General features: G+C 65.0%; 15 protein-coding genes and 1 tRNA gene. 10 read left to right on the top strand and 6 right to left on the bottom strand.

What is annotated here, in order from left to right; all coding sequences use genetic code 11:
- The first annotated feature begins 236 nt into the window (after positions 1-236).
- Entirely contained in the window at positions 237-740 is a 504-nt protein-coding gene (locus ACTDI4_RS09255; protein ID WP_442840876.1) for a histidine phosphatase family protein, read from the top strand.
- Between the two features lie 20 nt (positions 741-760).
- On the opposite strand, the gene ACTDI4_RS09260 is transcribed toward ACTDI4_RS09255, so the two are convergent.
- Entirely contained in the window at positions 761-1,873 is a 1,113-nt protein-coding gene (locus tag ACTDI4_RS09260) for a pyridoxal phosphate-dependent aminotransferase (protein ID WP_442840877.1), read from the bottom strand.
- Here ACTDI4_RS09260 and ACTDI4_RS09265 point away from each other — a divergent pair.
- On the top strand, positions 1,866-2,033 hold the full coding sequence (locus ACTDI4_RS09265; RefSeq protein WP_442840878.1) for a hypothetical protein: 168 nt from the start codon (positions 1,866-1,868) through the stop codon (positions 2,031-2,033). The genes ACTDI4_RS09260 and ACTDI4_RS09265 overlap by 8 nt on opposite strands.
- Here ACTDI4_RS09265 and ACTDI4_RS09270 read toward each other — a convergent pair whose 3' ends face one another.
- Positions 2,034-3,191 carry a porin gene (locus tag ACTDI4_RS09270; RefSeq protein WP_442840879.1) on the bottom strand — a complete coding sequence of 386 codons (1,158 nt, stop codon included), beginning with the start codon at positions 3,189-3,191 and terminating at the stop codon, positions 2,034-2,036.
- A gap of 445 nt (positions 3,192-3,636) precedes the next feature.
- Between ACTDI4_RS09270 and ACTDI4_RS09275 the strand changes: the two genes are divergently transcribed.
- From ACTDI4_RS09275 to ACTDI4_RS09285, 3 genes are all read left to right on the top strand, one after another.
- A tRNA-Ser gene (locus tag ACTDI4_RS09275) sits at positions 3,637-3,727 on the top strand.
- A 114-nt stretch (positions 3,728-3,841) separates the two neighbouring features.
- Positions 3,842-4,915 carry a porin gene (locus tag ACTDI4_RS09280; RefSeq protein ID WP_442840880.1) on the top strand — a complete coding sequence of 358 codons (1,074 nt, stop codon included), beginning with the start codon at positions 3,842-3,844 and terminating at the stop codon, positions 4,913-4,915.
- A 243-nt stretch (positions 4,916-5,158) separates the two neighbouring features.
- Positions 5,159-6,181 (top strand): site-specific integrase, encoded by a 1,023-nt coding sequence (locus ACTDI4_RS09285; protein WP_442840881.1) that lies wholly within the window; start codon positions 5,159-5,161, stop codon positions 6,179-6,181.
- Between the two features lie 252 nt (positions 6,182-6,433).
- Here ACTDI4_RS09285 and ACTDI4_RS09290 read toward each other — a convergent pair whose 3' ends face one another.
- Positions 6,434-7,315, bottom strand: coding sequence for an alpha/beta fold hydrolase (locus tag ACTDI4_RS09290; RefSeq protein WP_442840882.1), 882 nt, complete (start codon positions 7,313-7,315; stop codon positions 6,434-6,436).
- Positions 7,316-7,338: 23 nt separating this feature from the next.
- Positions 7,339-9,417 (bottom strand): transglycosylase SLT domain-containing protein, encoded by a 2,079-nt coding sequence (locus tag ACTDI4_RS09295; RefSeq protein ID WP_442840883.1) that lies wholly within the window; start codon positions 9,415-9,417, stop codon positions 7,339-7,341.
- Positions 9,418-9,652: 235 nt separating this feature from the next.
- On the opposite strand from ACTDI4_RS09295, the gene dapA reads away from it, so the two are divergent.
- Complete coding sequence (dapA, locus tag ACTDI4_RS09300; RefSeq protein WP_442840884.1) at positions 9,653-10,534, top strand: 4-hydroxy-tetrahydrodipicolinate synthase; 882 nt, start codon at positions 9,653-9,655, stop codon at positions 10,532-10,534.
- A gap of 25 nt (positions 10,535-10,559) precedes the next feature.
- Positions 10,560-11,039 carry an SsrA-binding protein SmpB gene (smpB, locus tag ACTDI4_RS09305; RefSeq protein WP_442840885.1) on the top strand — a complete coding sequence of 160 codons (480 nt, stop codon included), beginning with the start codon at positions 10,560-10,562 and terminating at the stop codon, positions 11,037-11,039.
- Positions 11,040-11,112: 73 nt separating this feature from the next.
- Here the strand turns inward: smpB and ACTDI4_RS09310 are convergent, their stop codons facing one another.
- Positions 11,113-11,778, bottom strand: coding sequence for a uracil-DNA glycosylase (locus ACTDI4_RS09310; RefSeq protein ID WP_442840886.1), 666 nt, complete (start codon positions 11,776-11,778; stop codon positions 11,113-11,115).
- Positions 11,775-12,362 carry a LabA-like NYN domain-containing protein gene (locus ACTDI4_RS09315; protein WP_442840887.1) on the bottom strand — a complete coding sequence of 196 codons (588 nt, stop codon included), beginning with the start codon at positions 12,360-12,362 and terminating at the stop codon, positions 11,775-11,777. Before ACTDI4_RS09315 ends, ACTDI4_RS09310 begins: the two co-directional genes overlap by 4 nt.
- 286 nt (positions 12,363-12,648) lie before the next feature.
- On the opposite strand from ACTDI4_RS09315, the gene rpoZ reads away from it, so the two are divergent.
- The 3 genes from rpoZ (at position 12,649) to pyrE (ending at position 16,028) form a co-directional block, all read left to right on the top strand.
- The gene (gene rpoZ, locus ACTDI4_RS09320) at positions 12,649-13,050 is read left to right on the top strand and encodes a DNA-directed RNA polymerase subunit omega (RefSeq protein WP_442840888.1); all 402 of its coding nucleotides are present in this window, start codon (positions 12,649-12,651) and stop codon (positions 13,048-13,050) included.
- Positions 13,051-13,164: 114 nt separating this feature from the next.
- A complete protein-coding gene (locus tag ACTDI4_RS09325) occupies positions 13,165-15,420 on the top strand; it encodes a RelA/SpoT family protein (protein ID WP_442840889.1) in 2,256 nt (751 codons plus the stop codon).
- 29 nt (positions 15,421-15,449) lie between these two features.
- On the top strand, positions 15,450-16,028 hold the full coding sequence (pyrE, locus tag ACTDI4_RS09330; protein ID WP_442843311.1) for an orotate phosphoribosyltransferase: 579 nt from the start codon (positions 15,450-15,452) through the stop codon (positions 16,026-16,028).
- The last annotated feature ends 11 nt before the right edge of the window (positions 16,029-16,039 follow it).

Consider the following 16,039-nt stretch of genomic DNA (forward strand, 5'->3'; position numbering starts at 1 on the left):
GGTATTAATGAAACAAACGTTCACTTAATTCAAGGGAGATTCTTCACCGGCGGTTGACGCAGGGCGGTCCTGCCCGTGTCCGGCAAGTCTACGGACGAAGAATCGGTTAGGCTGTGGACGAAGAAATCCGGATGGCCCCCATGCGCGTGCGTCTCACCATGATTTGCAGCGGCGTTTCACCGGCGGTCAGGTGCGGCGCATTTCCTTGCGGGGAGGCGGCGGAGCCGGCCTGGCTCATGGCGCGGGCGACGGCGCTGTCGGCAGTGCTGCGCCGGCCGGACCGGGTATGGTGCGGCCCTGCCGCAAGCGCCCGGCAGGTTGCCGAAGCGCTCGGCCTGCAAGCCAGCGAGATGGAGGCGCTGCGCGATCAGGACTACGGTGCCTGGGCGGGCAGGAGCTTTGCGGAAATGGAGGCGACGGCGCTGGAAGGGTGGATGGGTGATCCGCAGGCGACGCCGCCCGGTGGCGAATCCTTCGAGGGGGTTTTTCGTCGTGTCTCGGATCTGATGGAGGGGCTGGTGAACGAACCGGGCCACATCGTCGCGATCACGCATGCACCGGTGATTCGAGCGGCGATCCTGCATGTCGTCGGCGCACCGCTGTCGGGCGCCCGCCATATCGACGTGGAGCCGCTGAGCCTGACCGATTTTCGCAGCGACGGCCGCCGCTGGGCGCTGCGCGCCACCGGCATCGCAGCGCCGGTGGGCAAGCAGGTTGCCGGAAGCCTGGGCGCCGTCTGAGCCGGGCCCGGCTTTTCGCCTCAGTTGCCGCGCGCAGCCGCGAGTGCGCCGGGCAACTCCTCGGCAAGGATGTCGAGTTCGTGATCCAGACCGACGCTGATGCGGATGCAGCGGTCGAGCCCCGGCGCCATCGGCTTGCGGATGAAAACGTCGCGCGCCAGCATCGCCTCCAGCACCTTGAGCGCGAAGGCGCCGTCGCGCCCGCAATCCACGGTGACGAAATTGGTTGCCGAGGGCAGGGGTCTCAGCCCGTTCTCCTCGGCGATCGCCGCGATGCGCCGGCGCCCGGCATCGACCCTGGCCACCACTTGCCCCAGCCATGCCTGGTCGGCCAGGGCCTCGACGCCGGCGACCTGGGCCATGCGGCTGACGCCGTAGTGGTTGCGCAACTTCTCGAAGTCGCGGATCGCCTGGACCTCACCGAAGGCGTAGCCGCAGCGTATGCCGGCCAGCCCGTAAGCCTTCGAGAAGGTGCGCATGCGGATGAGATTCGGCCGCGACACGTCGATGGCCGGCAGCGCAGAGGCCGGCCCCAGTTCGCAATAGGCTTCGTCCAGCACCAGCATCGACGTTTCCGGCAGCGCCTCGATGAAGCGGTTGATCTCGTCCGCTTTCCACCAGCTTCCCATCGGGTTGTCGGGATTGGAGAGATAGACCAGCGGCGCCTTTTCCCGGCGCGCGGCGTCAAGCAGGCCGTCAAGGCTTTCGCGGTCGTTCTCGTAGGGAACGGCGACGAGCCGCCCACCGGCTCCCGCGACGTGGAAGTTGAAGGTGGGATAAGCGCCGAGCGAGGTCACGACCGGGTCTCCCGGCCCGACATAGAGCCGCACGAGCAGGCCCAAAAGCCCGTCTATGCCTTCGCCCACCACCACATTGTCGGGCGCCAGTCCGAGATAGGCGGCTGCGGCAACCTTCAGGTCGTGGTTGTCGGGGTCGCAATACATCCACATGTCGCCGGCGATTTCCGCCATGCGTGCCACGACGCGCGGCGAAGGGCCGAAGCTGCTTTCATTGGCGCCGATGCGGGCCCGGAACGGCCGCCCTCGCGCCCGCTCCTGCGCCTCGGGGCCGACGAAGGGCACGGTTTCGGGCAGCGCCGCGACAAGGGGTGTCAGGGGAGGGCGTGTGCGCATCGTGATGTTCGTCCGTGAAAAAACAGCGACAACAGCGCTACAGCGCCCACTGCTTGCGTGCAAGCGGATGCGCCTGGGATCAGGCACTTCTTCTTCAGGCCAGGAAAAGAAAAAACCCGGCGGTTGCCCGCCGGGTTCGATTTCGATCGCGAACGACTGATTAGAAGTTGCGCTGGAAGCGGATGATGCCGCCGACGGCGTTCTTCTTGTCGATGCCGGTCCAGGTGCCGAGGTAGTCGTCCCGGCCGAAGCGGCCTTCGTGGACATAGTCAACTTCGCCGGTGACCGTGAAGCCGGGCACGATGGTGTAGGCGACGTTGGCCGCGACGCCGAGGCTGCGGTTCTCGTCATACGACACCTGGGCGTTCAGCTCGGTCTTCTCGTTGACCTTGTAGGTGCCGCCGCCCCAGACAGCCCAGTTGCCGCCCCAAGGCTTGTAGAAGTTCCGGTCGACGTGGTCGTCGGTGCCGTAGCCGCCCATGAGGAACACGGAGAACGCGTCGTTCACGTTGACGTCGACACGCAGCTTGCCGGCCCACTCTTCGTAGTTGCTGTTGTAGGCAACCACACCGACGATGCCACCCCAGCCCTGGGTGAACTTGGCGCCCAGCACGACGTGCGGGACATAGCTGTCGATCACGTTGGTGTCGAGGTCGAAGGTCTCGAGCCAGCGCGGCTTGATGGCATCGATACCAGCGGTACCGAGCGTGCTTCCAACGTCACCGTTGTTGCCCTGCTCGAGCGAGACGATGGCCGAGAAGCCGTTGCCGGCGTCGAAGGTGTAGCTGATCAGGTTGGTGCCGAAGCCGCCATAAGGAACCAGCGTATCGTTGATGACGTTGCCGGCATAACCGGAGAACGTGTCGTAGGCCGATTCGTCGGCGCCGATGCGCAGGCCGCCGAGCTGCACCCAGGCGAAGTGAGCGTCAACGCCCGTCGCGCCGTTGGTGTAGTTGAAGCGGGTCTCGGTGTAGGTCTTCAGGGTGCCGAGTTCGGTCTCCTGACCGGTATAGGTCCTCAGCGCGAAGCGGGCCTGCTTGTTCCAGGCGCGCTGGAAGTCGCCGTTGCGCACGTCGACTGCTTCACGGCCGTTGAAGGAGCCGCGATCGCCGAACGAGGCGTCGTAACGGACATAGCCGCCGATGCGCAGGCAGGTCTCGGTGCCGGGGATGTAGAAGTAGCCGGCGCCGTAGACGTCGCAGATGCGCACGTATTCGGCCGGCTCCGGCTCGGCGACGACGACGGCGTCGGCGGCGCGCGCACCGGAAACTGCGATCAGAGCCGCAGCCGAGCCGAGGAGAAGGCTCTTGATGTTCATTTTCTGACCTCCAGTCAAAAGTTAAAAAACGGGTCTGGGTATTATTTGCTGAAGGACAGCGTTCCCTGCCCCATCCCCACTGTTGAAAAAGATGCGCACCGCGCTCCTTCTTCGAACTCGACATTACCCATCGGTCGGCGGCGTTCAACACAGATCGCGTCGGCCAATGTATCGGCGGCACGCTATCCAAGGCCCATGTTGCACAAATGACACGTTTTCACCCCCGGCAGAAAGCTGTTCTTAACCATTCGAGCCCGGAAAGAGCTTGAAAACGGGCCGAGCGGCGCTTCCTGGCGGTGAATCGCCCTCCCGACTCGGCTCCTGATCGCGCGGTGCCTGGGGATGCTCCCCCCGGCGCCCGTCCGGAAGGGTTCCGCCTTTTTTACCGGATTGTTGCCCGGCCTTATTGATTGTGGTCCGGCTTTTCATTATCCAGCGGTGCGCCGGAGAGGTGGCCGAGTGGTCGAAGGCGCTCCCCTGCTAAGGGAGTAGGCCTCAAAAGGGCCTCGTGGGTTCGAATCCCATCCTCTCCGCCATCTCCAGATTATCCCTGCATTTTCATCCACTTACGCGCCATTCCGCGGCGCATCGGCGGGCTTTTGCCGCGGTTTCGGTCCGTTTCGCCGGCGATTCTGACTGGAGGTCAGAAAATGAACATCAAGAGCCTTCTCCTCGGCTCGGCTGCGGCTCTGATCGCAGTTTCCGGTGCGCGCGCCGCCGACGCCGTCGTCGTCGCCGAGCCGGAGCCGGCCGAATACGTGCGCATCTGCGACGTCTACGGCGCCGGCTACTTCTACATCCCCGGCACCGAGACCTGCCTGCGCATCGGCGGCTATCTGCGCTACGACATCGGTATCGGCGACCGTGAAGGCACCCGCGACGTCATCGACGTGCGCAATGGCGGCCTGAACGACACCTACTACAAGCAGGCCCGCTTCGCGTTTAAGACCTGGACCGGCCAGGAAACCGAACTCGGCACCCTGAAGACCTACACCGAGACCCGCATCAACTTCGGCAACACCGTCATCGGCGGTTACAACGACGCCCACAACAAGGGCATCTCGCTGAACTTCGCCTGGGTCCAGCTCGGCGGTCTGCGCATCGGTAAGGACGAGTCGGCTTTCAACACGTTCTCCGGTTACGCCGGCAACGTCATCGACGACACGATCGTCGGCTACGGCGACTTCGACACCAACCTGATCAGCTACACCTTCGATGCCGGCAACGGCTTCTCGGCTCTGGTGTCGCTCGAGCAGGGTGAAGGCATCTACACGATCGACAGCTACATGCCGCATGTCGTCCTCGGCGCCAAGTACGCCCAGGGCTGGGGTGGCGTGGTCGGCGTGGTCGGCTATGACAGCGCTTCGGAAGAGTGGGCCGGCAAGGTTCGTCTCGACGTGAATGTCGGCGATCAGCTCGAACTGTTCGTGATGGGCGGCTACGGCACCGAGAAGCACTTCACCCGCAACTTCTACAAGCAGTGGGACGGCAAGTGGGCCATCTGGGGCGGCGCGACCTACAACGTCAACGACAAGACTTCGTTGAACGCGCAGCTCTCCTACGATCAGGGCAAGACCTTCGGTCTGGCAGCGAACGTCGCCTACACGATCGTTCCCGGCTTCACGATCACGGCTGAAGTGGACTACTTCAACCAGAGCGCCAGCAAGTACCACGGCAAGGATGACGGCGTCGGCGGCATCCTGCGCTTCCAGCGCAATTTCTAAGAGATGTCGTCTCTTACATGAATATGGAAACCCGGGCGCACCCGCGCCCGGGTTTCTTCGTGTCCGTGACAGGCTTGGGATGAGGAAAGAACTGGGGGTGTAACGATAGCTGGACGGATTTGCGGGCGGTCTCGAAGGGATCTCCGGTCGCCGGGGATGAGGCTGCGGACAAATCTGCCCTCTTGAAAGGGCGCCGCTGAATGGATAGGGCTTGCCTCATCCACTCGGGGGTGTGGTGATAATATGTCCAATAATGCACTTCAGGAGAGCCAACTCTCCGATCATTTCGCGGCTTTCACTTCTCAAAATACGAAGATCAAGTATGATATCGGAATAAGAGAAGTAAAAGCATACAGGATCGGCGAGCTTTTTTCAGCATATCGTGATATTTTGTGGGATGATGGGCGGCATAAATATAATGTCAGCTCGTTCATCGGCGAAATCGACGAGATTTTGCTTGGCGAACGCTTCAGTGCGTTTAGCCAGAACACCCTTGACGGTCTTATCGGCACCCTGCGCCAGCGCGGCAACAGCAACGCAACCATCAATCGCAAGATGGCTGCCCTCAGCAAATTGCTGCGCAAGGCTTATAAAATGGGGGATATCCACAGCCTGCCCGAGTTCCGCCGCCAAAAGGAGCGGGCGGGACGAATCCGCTTCCTCGAAAGGGACGAGGAGGCGCGTCTGTTTGCGGCGATCCGCAGCCGCAGCGAGGACGCCTACAGGCTGTCGGTCTTCCTGGTAGATAGTGGCTGCCGTCTCGGCGAAGCCCTCGGTCTCATCTGGAACGACATCCAGACCCACCGCGTCTCCTTCTGGATCACCAAGTCGGGCCGCAGCCGCACCATTCCGCTGACCGACCGCGCCCGGGCGTCCGTCACGGTCTCGGCCGAAGGGCGGCGGCTCAAAGGCCCGTTCGCGATGCTCAACCAGCCGCAATACCGCGCCATCTGGAACGATGCCAAGATGGAGGTCGGGCTCGGCGCCGATACCCAGGTGGTGCCGCACATCCTGCGCCATACCTGCGCGTCGCGCCTGGTCCAGGGCGGGATCGACATCCGTCGCGTGCAGATGTGGCTCGGCCACCAGACGCTGCAGATGACCATGCGCTACGCGCATCTGGCCACCCACGATCTCGACGGCTGCGTCACCGTGCTCGAAAGCCGGCCACCGGCTCCGGTCAAGGAAGATGTCGCCGAGGATGACGCTCAGGCGGATTGCCCGGCTGAACCCGCCGCTGCCAAGATGCGCAAGCAGGCAAGGTGAGGCTGGCCTCGCCGGTCGGCGAGGCTTCCCGTCTGGGTTGTGGTTGTGCCCTGACAAGATATGCCGGGAACCGCGCCTGAGGCGTTGACCGGCTATCGCCTGTGCTTGGTTGTTCGGGAAGCGGGCGCCTGGAACCATGTCGGCGGCATGCCGGGCAGCCCGGATGGTTTCGCCATTTGCAAATGCCGTGCGCCGGTCTCTGCCGCTTGTGGGTGGGGGGACAGGAGCGGGACGGAAAGCCTTTGCGCTTCCTTAAGAGTTGCTGTCGAGGAAGGTGGCGATCGCGCGGGGCAGGGCGCCGGTTTCGAGGAAAGGGGCGTGGCCCTGTCCGGCCACGGTTATCGTTTCCAGGCCTGGATGGCGCCGGCGCATCTCCTCCAGCGTTTCTGCCGAAAGCAGCCGCGAATTGGCGCCGCGTATGGCCAGCATGGGCACCGCCGCCAGCGCGTCGAATTGCGGCCACAGCGCAGGCAGCGGCTTGGACAAATCGAGCCCGTCGAAGGATGCGGCAAGCTTCGGGTCGAAATCGGGCACCCAGGCTCCGTCCCGTTCGCGATAGATTGCGTGCGCCATGCGCAGCCAATCAGCCGGGCTAAGTGCCTGAAAATCCTCGCCATGCACCGCACGTTGCGCCTCGGCGGCCTCGCCGAGGCTGTTCGGCGACCGGGAACGTTGCAGATAGGTGCGGATATGGGCCAGGCCCTCCGCCTCGACCGCGGGACCGATGTCGTTGAGCACGACGGCCTTCAGCAGTTGCGGCCGCAGCGCGCCCAGCACATGGATGATGAGCCCGCCGCGGGAGGTGCCGATGAAGGCGGCCTCGCCTATCCCCAGCGCATCCAGCCCCGCCAGGATGTCGTTGGCCTCGACGCCGACATTGTAGTTGCCGGCATCCGGGTCCCAGTTCGAGCCGCCTCGCCCCCGATAGTCGAAAGCGATGACCCTGCGCGGCTTCGGCGTGCCGGCCGAAAGATAAAGCGCCAGTTCGTGGAAGTCGCGGGCGTTGCGGGTCAGGCCGGGCAGGCAGATGACCGGCAGGCCGGCGCCCGCATCCTCGCCATAGAGCCGCGCATGCAGGCGCAGGCCATCAGCCGCTGCGTAGAAGAAATCCTGGAACCCGTCCGCGTGCCCCAAATGCCGCCCCCGAATTGCAATCTTTACGTGCGCCCGTCGACCAGGTCGCCGGCGATGTCGAACCGGCCCGAAAGCCGCATCTTGTAGACTTCGTAGTTTTCCATCACCCGCTGAACGTAGCTGCGCGTTTCGGCATAGGGAATGCGCTCGATCCAGTCGACGACGGTATCGAGGTCCTTGCCGCGCGGATCGCCATATTTCGCCACCCATTCGGCGGCGCGGCGCGGACCGGCATTGTAGCCGGCGAAGGCAAGCACGTAGGACCCGCCGAAGCGGCCGAGCTGCTCGCCGATGAAGGCCGAGCCCAGAGTGGCGTTGTAGCCGGCATCGGTCGTCAGCCGCTCCGGGGAGAAGGCGAGGCCGGCCTTCTTGGCAACCTGTTTTGCGGTGTCGGGCAGCAATTGCAGGAGACCGCGCGCGCCCGCGCCGGAAACCGCGCCGATATTGAACTCGCTTTCCTGGCGGGCAACCGCATAGGCCAGGGCTTCACCGGCGCTCGAGACGTCGGCTGAAGCCGGGATCACCCCCAGCGGGTGCGACAGCGCGCCCACGTCGATGCCGCGCCCGGCGGCGATCTTGGCCACCTTCAACGCCAGGAAATGATTGTCCTGCCTCTCGGCCATTTCCGCCAGCAGGGCGAGTTCGCCGGGGCTGGTCAACTGCCCGGCGAGATCGCGGTAAAGCGTTTCGGCATAACGCGGATAGCCCGCTTCCTCCAGCCGCCGGATGGCCGCCACCGCTTCCCGCGCGGCAAAGGCCTGTCGGTCGGCGGCGCTCGGCACCGGGTCGGCGATGTCCAGCGCCTGCCGGCCAATGCGCGCGCCGGCGAGCTGGCCGTAGAAGGTTGTGCCGTAGTCCGCCGCCTTGGCGAAATACTCGCCCGCCTTGCCCGGGCCGCCGGCCTCGGCCGCCCGGCCCAGCCAGTAATAGGCGCGCGCCAGGGTGATCGGCCCCTGCGCCAGCGTGGCGATGCGGGCGAAATGCTTCGCCGCCGTCCTGGTGTCGTCGAGCCCGCGCAGCGCGTACCAGCCGGCGTGGAACTCGGCGTCGGCCGCGTCGGCAGCGCTTTCGGCGGCGTGGGCGGCGGCGATCCTGTAGGCGGCCTTCATGTCGCCGAGGTCCGCCAGCGCGCGCGACAGCGCCCGGCGCTCCGCCCACCAGGCGTCGGGGTCGATCAAGGCGTCCCGGTCGGTCGGGGCTTTCAGCATGATCGCGGCAGCCTCGCGAAACTTTTGCTGACGGCGCAGATATTCGGCCTGGGCGAAGAAATAGCCGGCCGAGCGCTGCCCCTGCGGAACGGCGGCCAGCAGCTTCGGCGTATCCTTGGCATTGCGCACGGCCGCCGCCCAGGCGTCGGCCAGCGGCTTTGCCTCGGCCAGTTCAGCCACACGCAGGGCGGAATTGACGCGATCGGCATAGAGCATGCGCTCCATGCGGTAGCGGTGATCGGCGGCCGGGATGATCCGGCCGAATTCGGCAAGGATGAGGATCTCGTCCTTGGTTCCCAGCTTCGTCTGGCGCCAGAAGGGTGAAAGCACCGAGCGCGCGGCATTGGCGTTGCCCTGTGCCATATAGGCGCGGGCCAGCAGCACCGTGCCCTCCGTGGTCAACGGCTGGCTGCCGTGGAACGCCTGCACCACCGCCTGCGGGGCCGGGTTCTCGCGCGCCAGTGCCCGCTCGCTGTTGGCGCGCAGCGTGGCCATGCCCGGCCAGCCCGGCAGCATCTCGGCGGCAGCCGCGATCTCGCCGCTCGGAACCGCGCTGCCGCCATAAAGGGCGATAGCCCAGGCAAGCACATGCCGGTCCAGCGAATCGGCAGGCAGGCTGTCGCGTGCTGCGCGCGCAGGGTCGGTCTGGCCTGCCGCCAGCGCATCCAGACCGCGCTTCAGGCTGGCGATGTCGGCCGGTTGCGGCGCCATGCCGGCACCTGCCGGCGTGGGCGCCGGAGACGCCGGCAGGGCAGGTGCAGGCAGCGGGGCCGCGGGCTGCGGAACGGTCCCTGTCATCTGCGCCCCGGAATCCGGTCCCGCTGCGGTGGCGAAAGGCAGCGCGGCCAGCAAGCCAAGGACGATGACGGCCCGATAGGAGTGTGGCGCGGTCATGGTGGCGTTGTTTCCGTGCCCAGGGTGTGCGCGTGTCTATGTAAGCGTGGCTGCCAATGGTGAACGGGGCGTAAATGAATGGACGAAGCCGCCTCCCGGAATGCCTAGTTGGCCCAGTCGGCTTTTCTTGCTCCGCAACGATGTCGAGACTATGGTGCGCCGCCTTGCTTTGGTCTAGAAGCCGGCGATCGACAGAAATTGCGAAACCGCAGAGGTTTCAGGGAGTTTGTTCCGCATGCTGAGAGGCTCGCTTACCGCGCTCGTGACGCCGTTCGATCGTGACAGGCGTTTCGACGAGAAAGCCTTTCGCGCTTTCGTGGAATGGCAGATCGCCGAAGGCACCAAGGGGCTGGTCCCGGTAGGCACGACGGGGGAATCGCCCACGCTCTCGCATGACGAGCACCGCCACGTCGTGCGGACTTGCGTGGAGGTGGCCGCGGGGCGCGTGCCGGTGGTGGCCGGTGCGGGTTCCAACAACACGGAAGAGGCGGTCGGCCTGGTGCAGTATGCCGAGAAGGCCGGCGCGGACTATGCGCTGGTGGTGACGCCCTATTACAACAAGCCGACCCAGCGCGGCCTCTATGAGCATTTCGCGGCGGTGGCCAGAGCCACCAGCCTGCCCATCATCATCTACAACATCCCGCCGCGCTCGGTCATCGACATGCTGCCGGAGACGATGGGCCGTCTCGCCAACGACTTCAGGAACATCGTCGGCGTCAAGGACGCCACAGGCAAGGTCGAGCGCGTCTCCGAGCAGCGCGCCACCTGCGGCAAGCAGTTCATCCAGCTTTCGGGCGAGGACGCCTCGGCGCTCGGCTTCAACGCCCATGGCGGCGTGGGCTGCATCTCGGTCACCTCGAACGTGGCGCCGCGCCTGTGCGCCGAGTTCCAGGAGGCGACGCTGTCGGGCGCTCACGAAAAGGCGCTGGAATTGCAGGACCGGCTGCTGCCGCTGCACAAGGCGATCTTCCTGGAGCCGGGCGTTTCGGGCGCCAAATACGCCCTGGCGCGTCTGGGCAAGGGGGAGAACGTGGTGCGCTCACCGCTGGTGACGGTGGAAGAGCAGACGGCGCAGAAGATCGAGGCGGCAATGAAGCATGCCGGCTTGATCAACTAGCCGCGGGACCCCATTTGCCCGCATCATGAGCCAGGTGAAGAAGGCCGATCCCAACAACAGGACCGCCGCGGAAAACCGCAAGGCGCGCTTTTCCTATGAGGTGCTGGACACCATCGAGGCGGGGCTGGCGCTGACCGGAACCGAGGTGAAGTCGCTGCGCCAGGGCCAGGCCAACATCCAGGAATCCTACGCCTCCGTCGAGGATGGCGAGTTGTGGCTCATCAACTCCTACCTGCCGGAATATCTGCAGGGCAACCGCTTCAACCACGAGCCCCGCCGGCGCCGCAAACTGCTGGTTTCCAAGCGCGAACGCGCCAGGCTCGCCCAGAGCGTGGAACGCGAGGGCATGACGCTGGTGCCGCTGAAGATCTATTTCAACGATCGCGGCCGGGCAAAGCTGCTTCTGGCGGTTGCCCGCGGCAAGAAGCTTCATGACAAGCGCGAGACCGAAAAGCAGCGCGACTGGAACCGCGAGAAGGGCCGGCTGCTGAAGGAGCGGGGGTGAACAAGGGAAAATAGGTGCTGCTGCGCGCCCGGAAGGGCCGTTGCCGCCAGGGGTTCCGCCGGTTTCTATCTTACTACGCTAGAAACTCCGCTATCTCCCTGAACACGTTCACGAACATCTCTTCGGTCAGCACGCCCGTATTGGTATTATAGCGCGAGCAATGGTAGCTGGAAAACAGCGTCAGGGCGCCCGCCTCCTGTCTTCCGCCATGCTTGAACGGGTATGCGGCAACGCGCCGGCCCAGCGCCCGCACCGTCAACTGGTGGGCGATCGCGCCGAGCGCCAGCACCGCGCGCAGGTTGCGGAAGCGGGCGATGGTGGGGATCAGGAAGGTTCGGCAGGTGGATATCTCGGCGCCGACCGGCTTGTTCTGCGGCGGCACGCAGCGAACCGCATTGACGATCGCGGTGCCGATCAACTCCAGCCCGTCGTCGGGCCGCGCCTTGAACTCGCCGCGCGCCAGGCCGAAGCGGGTGAGGGTGGTATAGAGCAGATCGCCGGCATAGTCGCCGGTGAAGGGCCGGCCCGTCCGGTTGGCGCCGCGCAGGCCGGGGGCCAGCCCCACGATGAGCAGCCGCACCGCGTCCTCGCCCTCGGGCGGCAGGAAGGCCGGCACCGGCGCGTTGAACCAGGTCGGCTCGCGCTGGCGCCATTCGGCCAGGAAGTCGTGAAGTCGCGGGCAGAGCGGGCAGTCGCGGTCCGGCTCGGGAGAGGCGACCGCCGTCGCCACGACAGTCAAATCTCGTCCTCTTCGGTGTCGGCATGGATGGGATCGGGTCTTCGCGCCGGCCGCTCGGACGGGTCGCGCCCGACCTCGGCCTTGAGTGTCATCAGATCGATGAAATGGTCGGCCTGGCGGCGCAGGTCGTCCGAGATCATCGGCGGCTGCGAGGCCATGGTCGAGACGATCGAGACCTTGCGGCCGCGCCGCTGAAGCGCTTCGACCAGCGTGCGGAAATCGCCGTCGCCGGAGAAGATCACGTAGTGGTCGACGACATCGGCAAGTTCCAGCGCGTCCACCGTCAGTTCGATGTCCATGTTGCCCTTGATCTTGCGGCGGCCGCTGGCGTCGGTGAACTCCTTGGCCGGCTTGGTCACCACCTTGAAGCCGTTGTAGTCGAGCCAATCTATGAGGGGGCGGATCGAGGAATATTCCTGATCCTCCACCAGCGCGGTGTAGTAGTAGGCGCGCAGCAGGTAGCCCTGCTTCTGGAAGCTTGCCAGCAGCTTGCGATAGTCGATGTCGAAGCCCAGCGACCGCGATGTGGCGTAGAGATTGGCGCCGTCGATGAAGAGAGCGATCTTCTCGCGCGGATCGAACATGAAAAATTCCTTTGTCGAAATGTCTTTGCCGGAATGCCTTCGCAACCGCAGCCGGTTGCAAACAGACCGGCCATAACTTAACTGGAGAGCAATAACGTCGGGATCAAGGCATTCCAAGACGCCGGCCGGTCATGCCGGTGCCCGCACAAGAGAATGTGATCGGCGCAGCCTGCGGTTCCGTTACATGACGGGGTGCACGCTTGCCGAAAAGCTTGAGTTTCGGCAAGGTTCGGGTTATGGACCGCGCCGGTTTCCCATAATATCAAGAGCACGAAAGGGGCATTGAATGGCCCGCGTAACCGTTGAAGACTGCATCGACAAGGTCGACAACCGCTTCGAGCTGGTGCTGTTGGCCGGCCACCGCGCCCGCCTGATCAGCCAGGGCGCGCCGATCACCGTGCCGCGCGACAACGACAAGAACCCGGTCGTGGCGCTGCGCGAGATCGCCGACGAGACGCTTTCGCCCGGCGATCTCAAGGAAGATCTGATCCATTCGCTGCAGAAGCATGTCGAGGTGGACGAGCCGGAGGCCCCCGAGAGCGAGGCCATCGCCGACCAGACCGGCGCGGTTGCCGCTGCCGACGCCGACGAGCCGGAAGAGAACATCGCCTTCGACCGCATGTCCGAGGAAGACCTCCTGGCGGGCATCGAGGGACTGGTGGCGCCGGAAAAGAGCGACGATTTCTAAGGTGCTGGAGTTGCCGCACTTTCGTGGCGGCGATTTCGCAGCTATCTATATCATGCGCCGGACGGCCGTCCGGCGCATGATTCATTTCGACCGATCCTCCGCGAGTAACCGTCCATGATGCGTCAGTACGAGCTTGTCGAGCGCGTCCAGCGCTACAAGCCCGACGTCAACGAGGCGCTGCTGAACAAGGCCTATGTCTATGCCATGCAGAAGCATGGCCATCAGAAGCGGGCCTCGGGCGACCCGTTCTTCTCGCATCCGCTGGAAGTGGCCGCCATCCTCACCGACATGCACATGGACGAGGCGACCATAGCGGTGGCCCTCCTGCACGATACGATCGAGGACACCACCGCCACCCGCGCCGAGATCGACGAACTGTTCGGTCCGGAAATGGGCAAGCTGGTGGAGGGCCTGACCAAGCTGAAGAAGCTGGACCTGGTCTCCAAGAAGGCGGAGCAGGCGGAAAACCTGCGCAAGCTCCTGCTGGCGATCTCGGAAGACGTGCGCGTGCTGCTGGTCAAGCTGGCCGACCGGCTGCACAACATGCGCACGCTCAACCACATGCGCGAGGACAAGCGCCTGCGCATCGCCGAAGAGACGATGGAGATCTACGCGCCGCTGGCGGGGCGCATGGGCATGCAGGGCATGCGCGAGGAGCTGGAGGAGATCGCCTTCCGCTACATCAACCCGGAAGCCTACCGCACAGTGACGGAGCGGCTGGCCGAGATCTTCCAGCGCAACAAGGGCGTGCTGGAGGAGATCGAAAAGGCGCTGTCGGCCCTGTTTGCGAAATACGACATCAAGGCGACAGTCACCAGCCGCCAGAAGAAGGCATGGTCCGTGTTCCGCAAGATGGAGGCCAAGGCGCTCTCCTTCGAGCAGCTTTCCGACATATTCGGCTTCCGCGTGGTCGTCGACACCGTACAGGATTGCTACCGCGCCCTCGGCGCCATCCACACCACCTGGTCCATGGTGCCCGGCCGCTTCAAGGACTACATTTCCACGCCCAAGCAGAACGACTACCGCTCCATCCACACCACCATCGTCGGGCCGTCCCGCCAGCGCGTCGAACTGCAGATCCGCACGCGCGAGATGAACGAGGTGGCCGAATACGGCGTGGCCGCGCATTCGGTCTACAAGGACTTCGGCTCGAAGGAGGGAAGCGGCAAGGCGAACGGCGCGGCACCCGCCCTGTCGAAGGACACCAACGCCTATGCCTGGCTGCGGCGCACCATCGAGCAACTGTCCGAGGGCGACAACCCTGAGGACTTCCTGGAGAACACCAAGCTGGAACTGTTCCAGGACCAGGTGTTCTGCTTCACGCCCAAGGGCATGCTGATCGCCCTGCCGCGCGGCGCCACGCCGATCGACTTCGCCTATGCCGTGCACACGGAGGTCGGCGACTCCTGCGTGGGCGCAAAGGTCAACGGCCGTATCATGCCGTTGATGACGGAGTTGAAGAACGGCGACGAGGTCGAGATCATCCGCTCCAAGGCGCAGGTGCCGCCGGCCGCGTGGGAATCGATCGTCGTCACCGGCAAGGCGCGCGCCGCCATCCGCCGTGCCACCAAGAACGCCATCCGCAAGCAATATTCCGGGCTCGGCGCACGCATTCTGGAACGGGCCTTCGAACGCAACGGCAAGACCTTCTCGAAGGAGAGCCTGAAGCCGGTGCTGCACCGGCTGGCGCGCAAGGACATCGAGGACGTGCTGTCGTCGGTCGGCCGCGGGGAACTGTCGTCCGCCGACGTCATGAAAGCGGTCTATCCCGATTACAAGGACGAGCGCGTCACCGTTCCGCAGCCGCGCCAGCGCGAGGAAGGCTGGTCGCGCATCCGCAACGCCGCCGGCATGCTGTTCCACCTGCCGGGCCGCACCCCACGCCGCGGCTCGGGTCTGCCGAAGGGCGCGGCCAGGGACGCGGCCGTACCGATCCGCGGTGTGCGCGGCGACCTGCCGGTGCGTTTCGCGCCGGAAGGCGCGGTGCCGGGCGACCGCATCGTCGGCATCGTCCAGCCCGGCTCGGGCATCACCATCTATCCGATCCAGTCCCCCTCGCTTACCGCCTTCGACGACCAGCCCGAGCGCTGGATCGACGTGCGCTGGGACATCGACGAAAACAACCGCGAGCGTTTTCCGGCGCGGGTCTCCGTCACCGCCATCAATGCGCCGGGTTCGCTTGCCGATATCGCCCAGGTGATCGCCTCCAACGACGCCAACATCCATACGCTGTCGATGGTGCGCACCGCGCCCGACTTCACCGAGATGCTGGTCGATATCGAGGTCTGGGACCTGAAGCATCTGAGCCGGCTTCTGTCGCAGCTCAAGGAAAACGCCAGCGTCAGCGACGCACGGCGCGTCAACGGATAAACGGATAGGGACGAATGGCAGAAAAGGGCATGGGCACGGCCGAGGTGCTGGACATCTTCCGCGAGGCGGGCGCGGTGCTGGAGGGGCATTTCATCCTCACATCCGGCCTGCGCAGCCCCGTCTTCCTGCAGAAGGCCAGGGTGTTCATGCATGCCGACAAGACGGAAAGGCTGTGCCGGGCGCTGGCGGACAGGATTCGCGCCTCTGTGCCAGGCCGCATCGACTATGTCGTCGGTCCTGCCGTCGGCGGCCTGATCCCCGCCTACGAGACCTCGCGCCATCTCGGCGTGCCGGCCATCTGGGTGGAGCGAGAGCAGGGTGCCTTCCGGCTGCGCCGCTTCGAGATCGAAAAGGGCGCGCGCGTCGTCATCGTGGAGGATATCGTCACCACCGGCCTGTCGATCCGCGAAACGATAGAATGCATGCGCGACCTCGGCGCCGAGGTGCTGGCAGCGGCCTGCATCATCGACCGTTCGGCCGGCAAGACCGATGTCGGCGTGCCGCTGATCGCACTCGCCGAATATGAGGTTCCGGCCTATCCTGCCGACCGATTGCCGCCCGAACTTGCCGCCTTGCCGCCGGTGAAGCCGGGCAGCCGCAACATCTGATGCCGACAAGC

It is taken from the genome of Mesorhizobium sp. PUT5 (assembly GCF_052216645.1).
Classification (GTDB): Bacteria; Pseudomonadota; Alphaproteobacteria; order Rhizobiales; family Rhizobiaceae; genus Mesorhizobium.

Excerpts from the sequence above, each read along its gene's own strand:
- dapA (WP_442840884.1), top strand. The coding sequence starts at position 9,653 with ATGCTGAGAGGCTCGCTTACCGCGCTCGTGACGCCGTTCGATCGTGAC.
- rpoZ (WP_442840888.1), top strand. The coding sequence starts at position 12,649 with ATGGCCCGCGTAACCGTTGAAGACTGCATCGACAAGGTCGACAACCGC.
- ACTDI4_RS09260 (WP_442840877.1), bottom strand. The coding sequence starts at position 1,873 with ATGCGCACACGCCCTCCCCTGACACCCCTTGTCGCGGCGCTGCCCGAA.
- ACTDI4_RS09255 (WP_442840876.1), top strand. The coding sequence starts at position 237 with ATGGCGCGGGCGACGGCGCTGTCGGCAGTGCTGCGCCGGCCGGACCGG.
- ACTDI4_RS09325 (WP_442840889.1), top strand. The coding sequence starts at position 13,165 with ATGATGCGTCAGTACGAGCTTGTCGAGCGCGTCCAGCGCTACAAGCCC.
- ACTDI4_RS09285 (WP_442840881.1), top strand. The coding sequence starts at position 5,159 with ATGTCCAATAATGCACTTCAGGAGAGCCAACTCTCCGATCATTTCGCG.
- ACTDI4_RS09295 (WP_442840883.1), bottom strand. The coding sequence starts at position 9,417 with ATGACCGCGCCACACTCCTATCGGGCCGTCATCGTCCTTGGCTTGCTG.
- ACTDI4_RS09270 (WP_442840879.1), bottom strand. The coding sequence starts at position 3,191 with ATGAACATCAAGAGCCTTCTCCTCGGCTCGGCTGCGGCTCTGATCGCA.
- smpB (WP_442840885.1), top strand. The coding sequence starts at position 10,560 with ATGAGCCAGGTGAAGAAGGCCGATCCCAACAACAGGACCGCCGCGGAA.
- pyrE (WP_442843311.1), top strand. The coding sequence starts at position 15,450 with ATGGGCACGGCCGAGGTGCTGGACATCTTCCGCGAGGCGGGCGCGGTG.
- ACTDI4_RS09315 (WP_442840887.1), bottom strand. The coding sequence starts at position 12,362 with ATGTTCGATCCGCGCGAGAAGATCGCTCTCTTCATCGACGGCGCCAAT.
- ACTDI4_RS09280 (WP_442840880.1), top strand. The coding sequence starts at position 3,842 with ATGAACATCAAGAGCCTTCTCCTCGGCTCGGCTGCGGCTCTGATCGCA.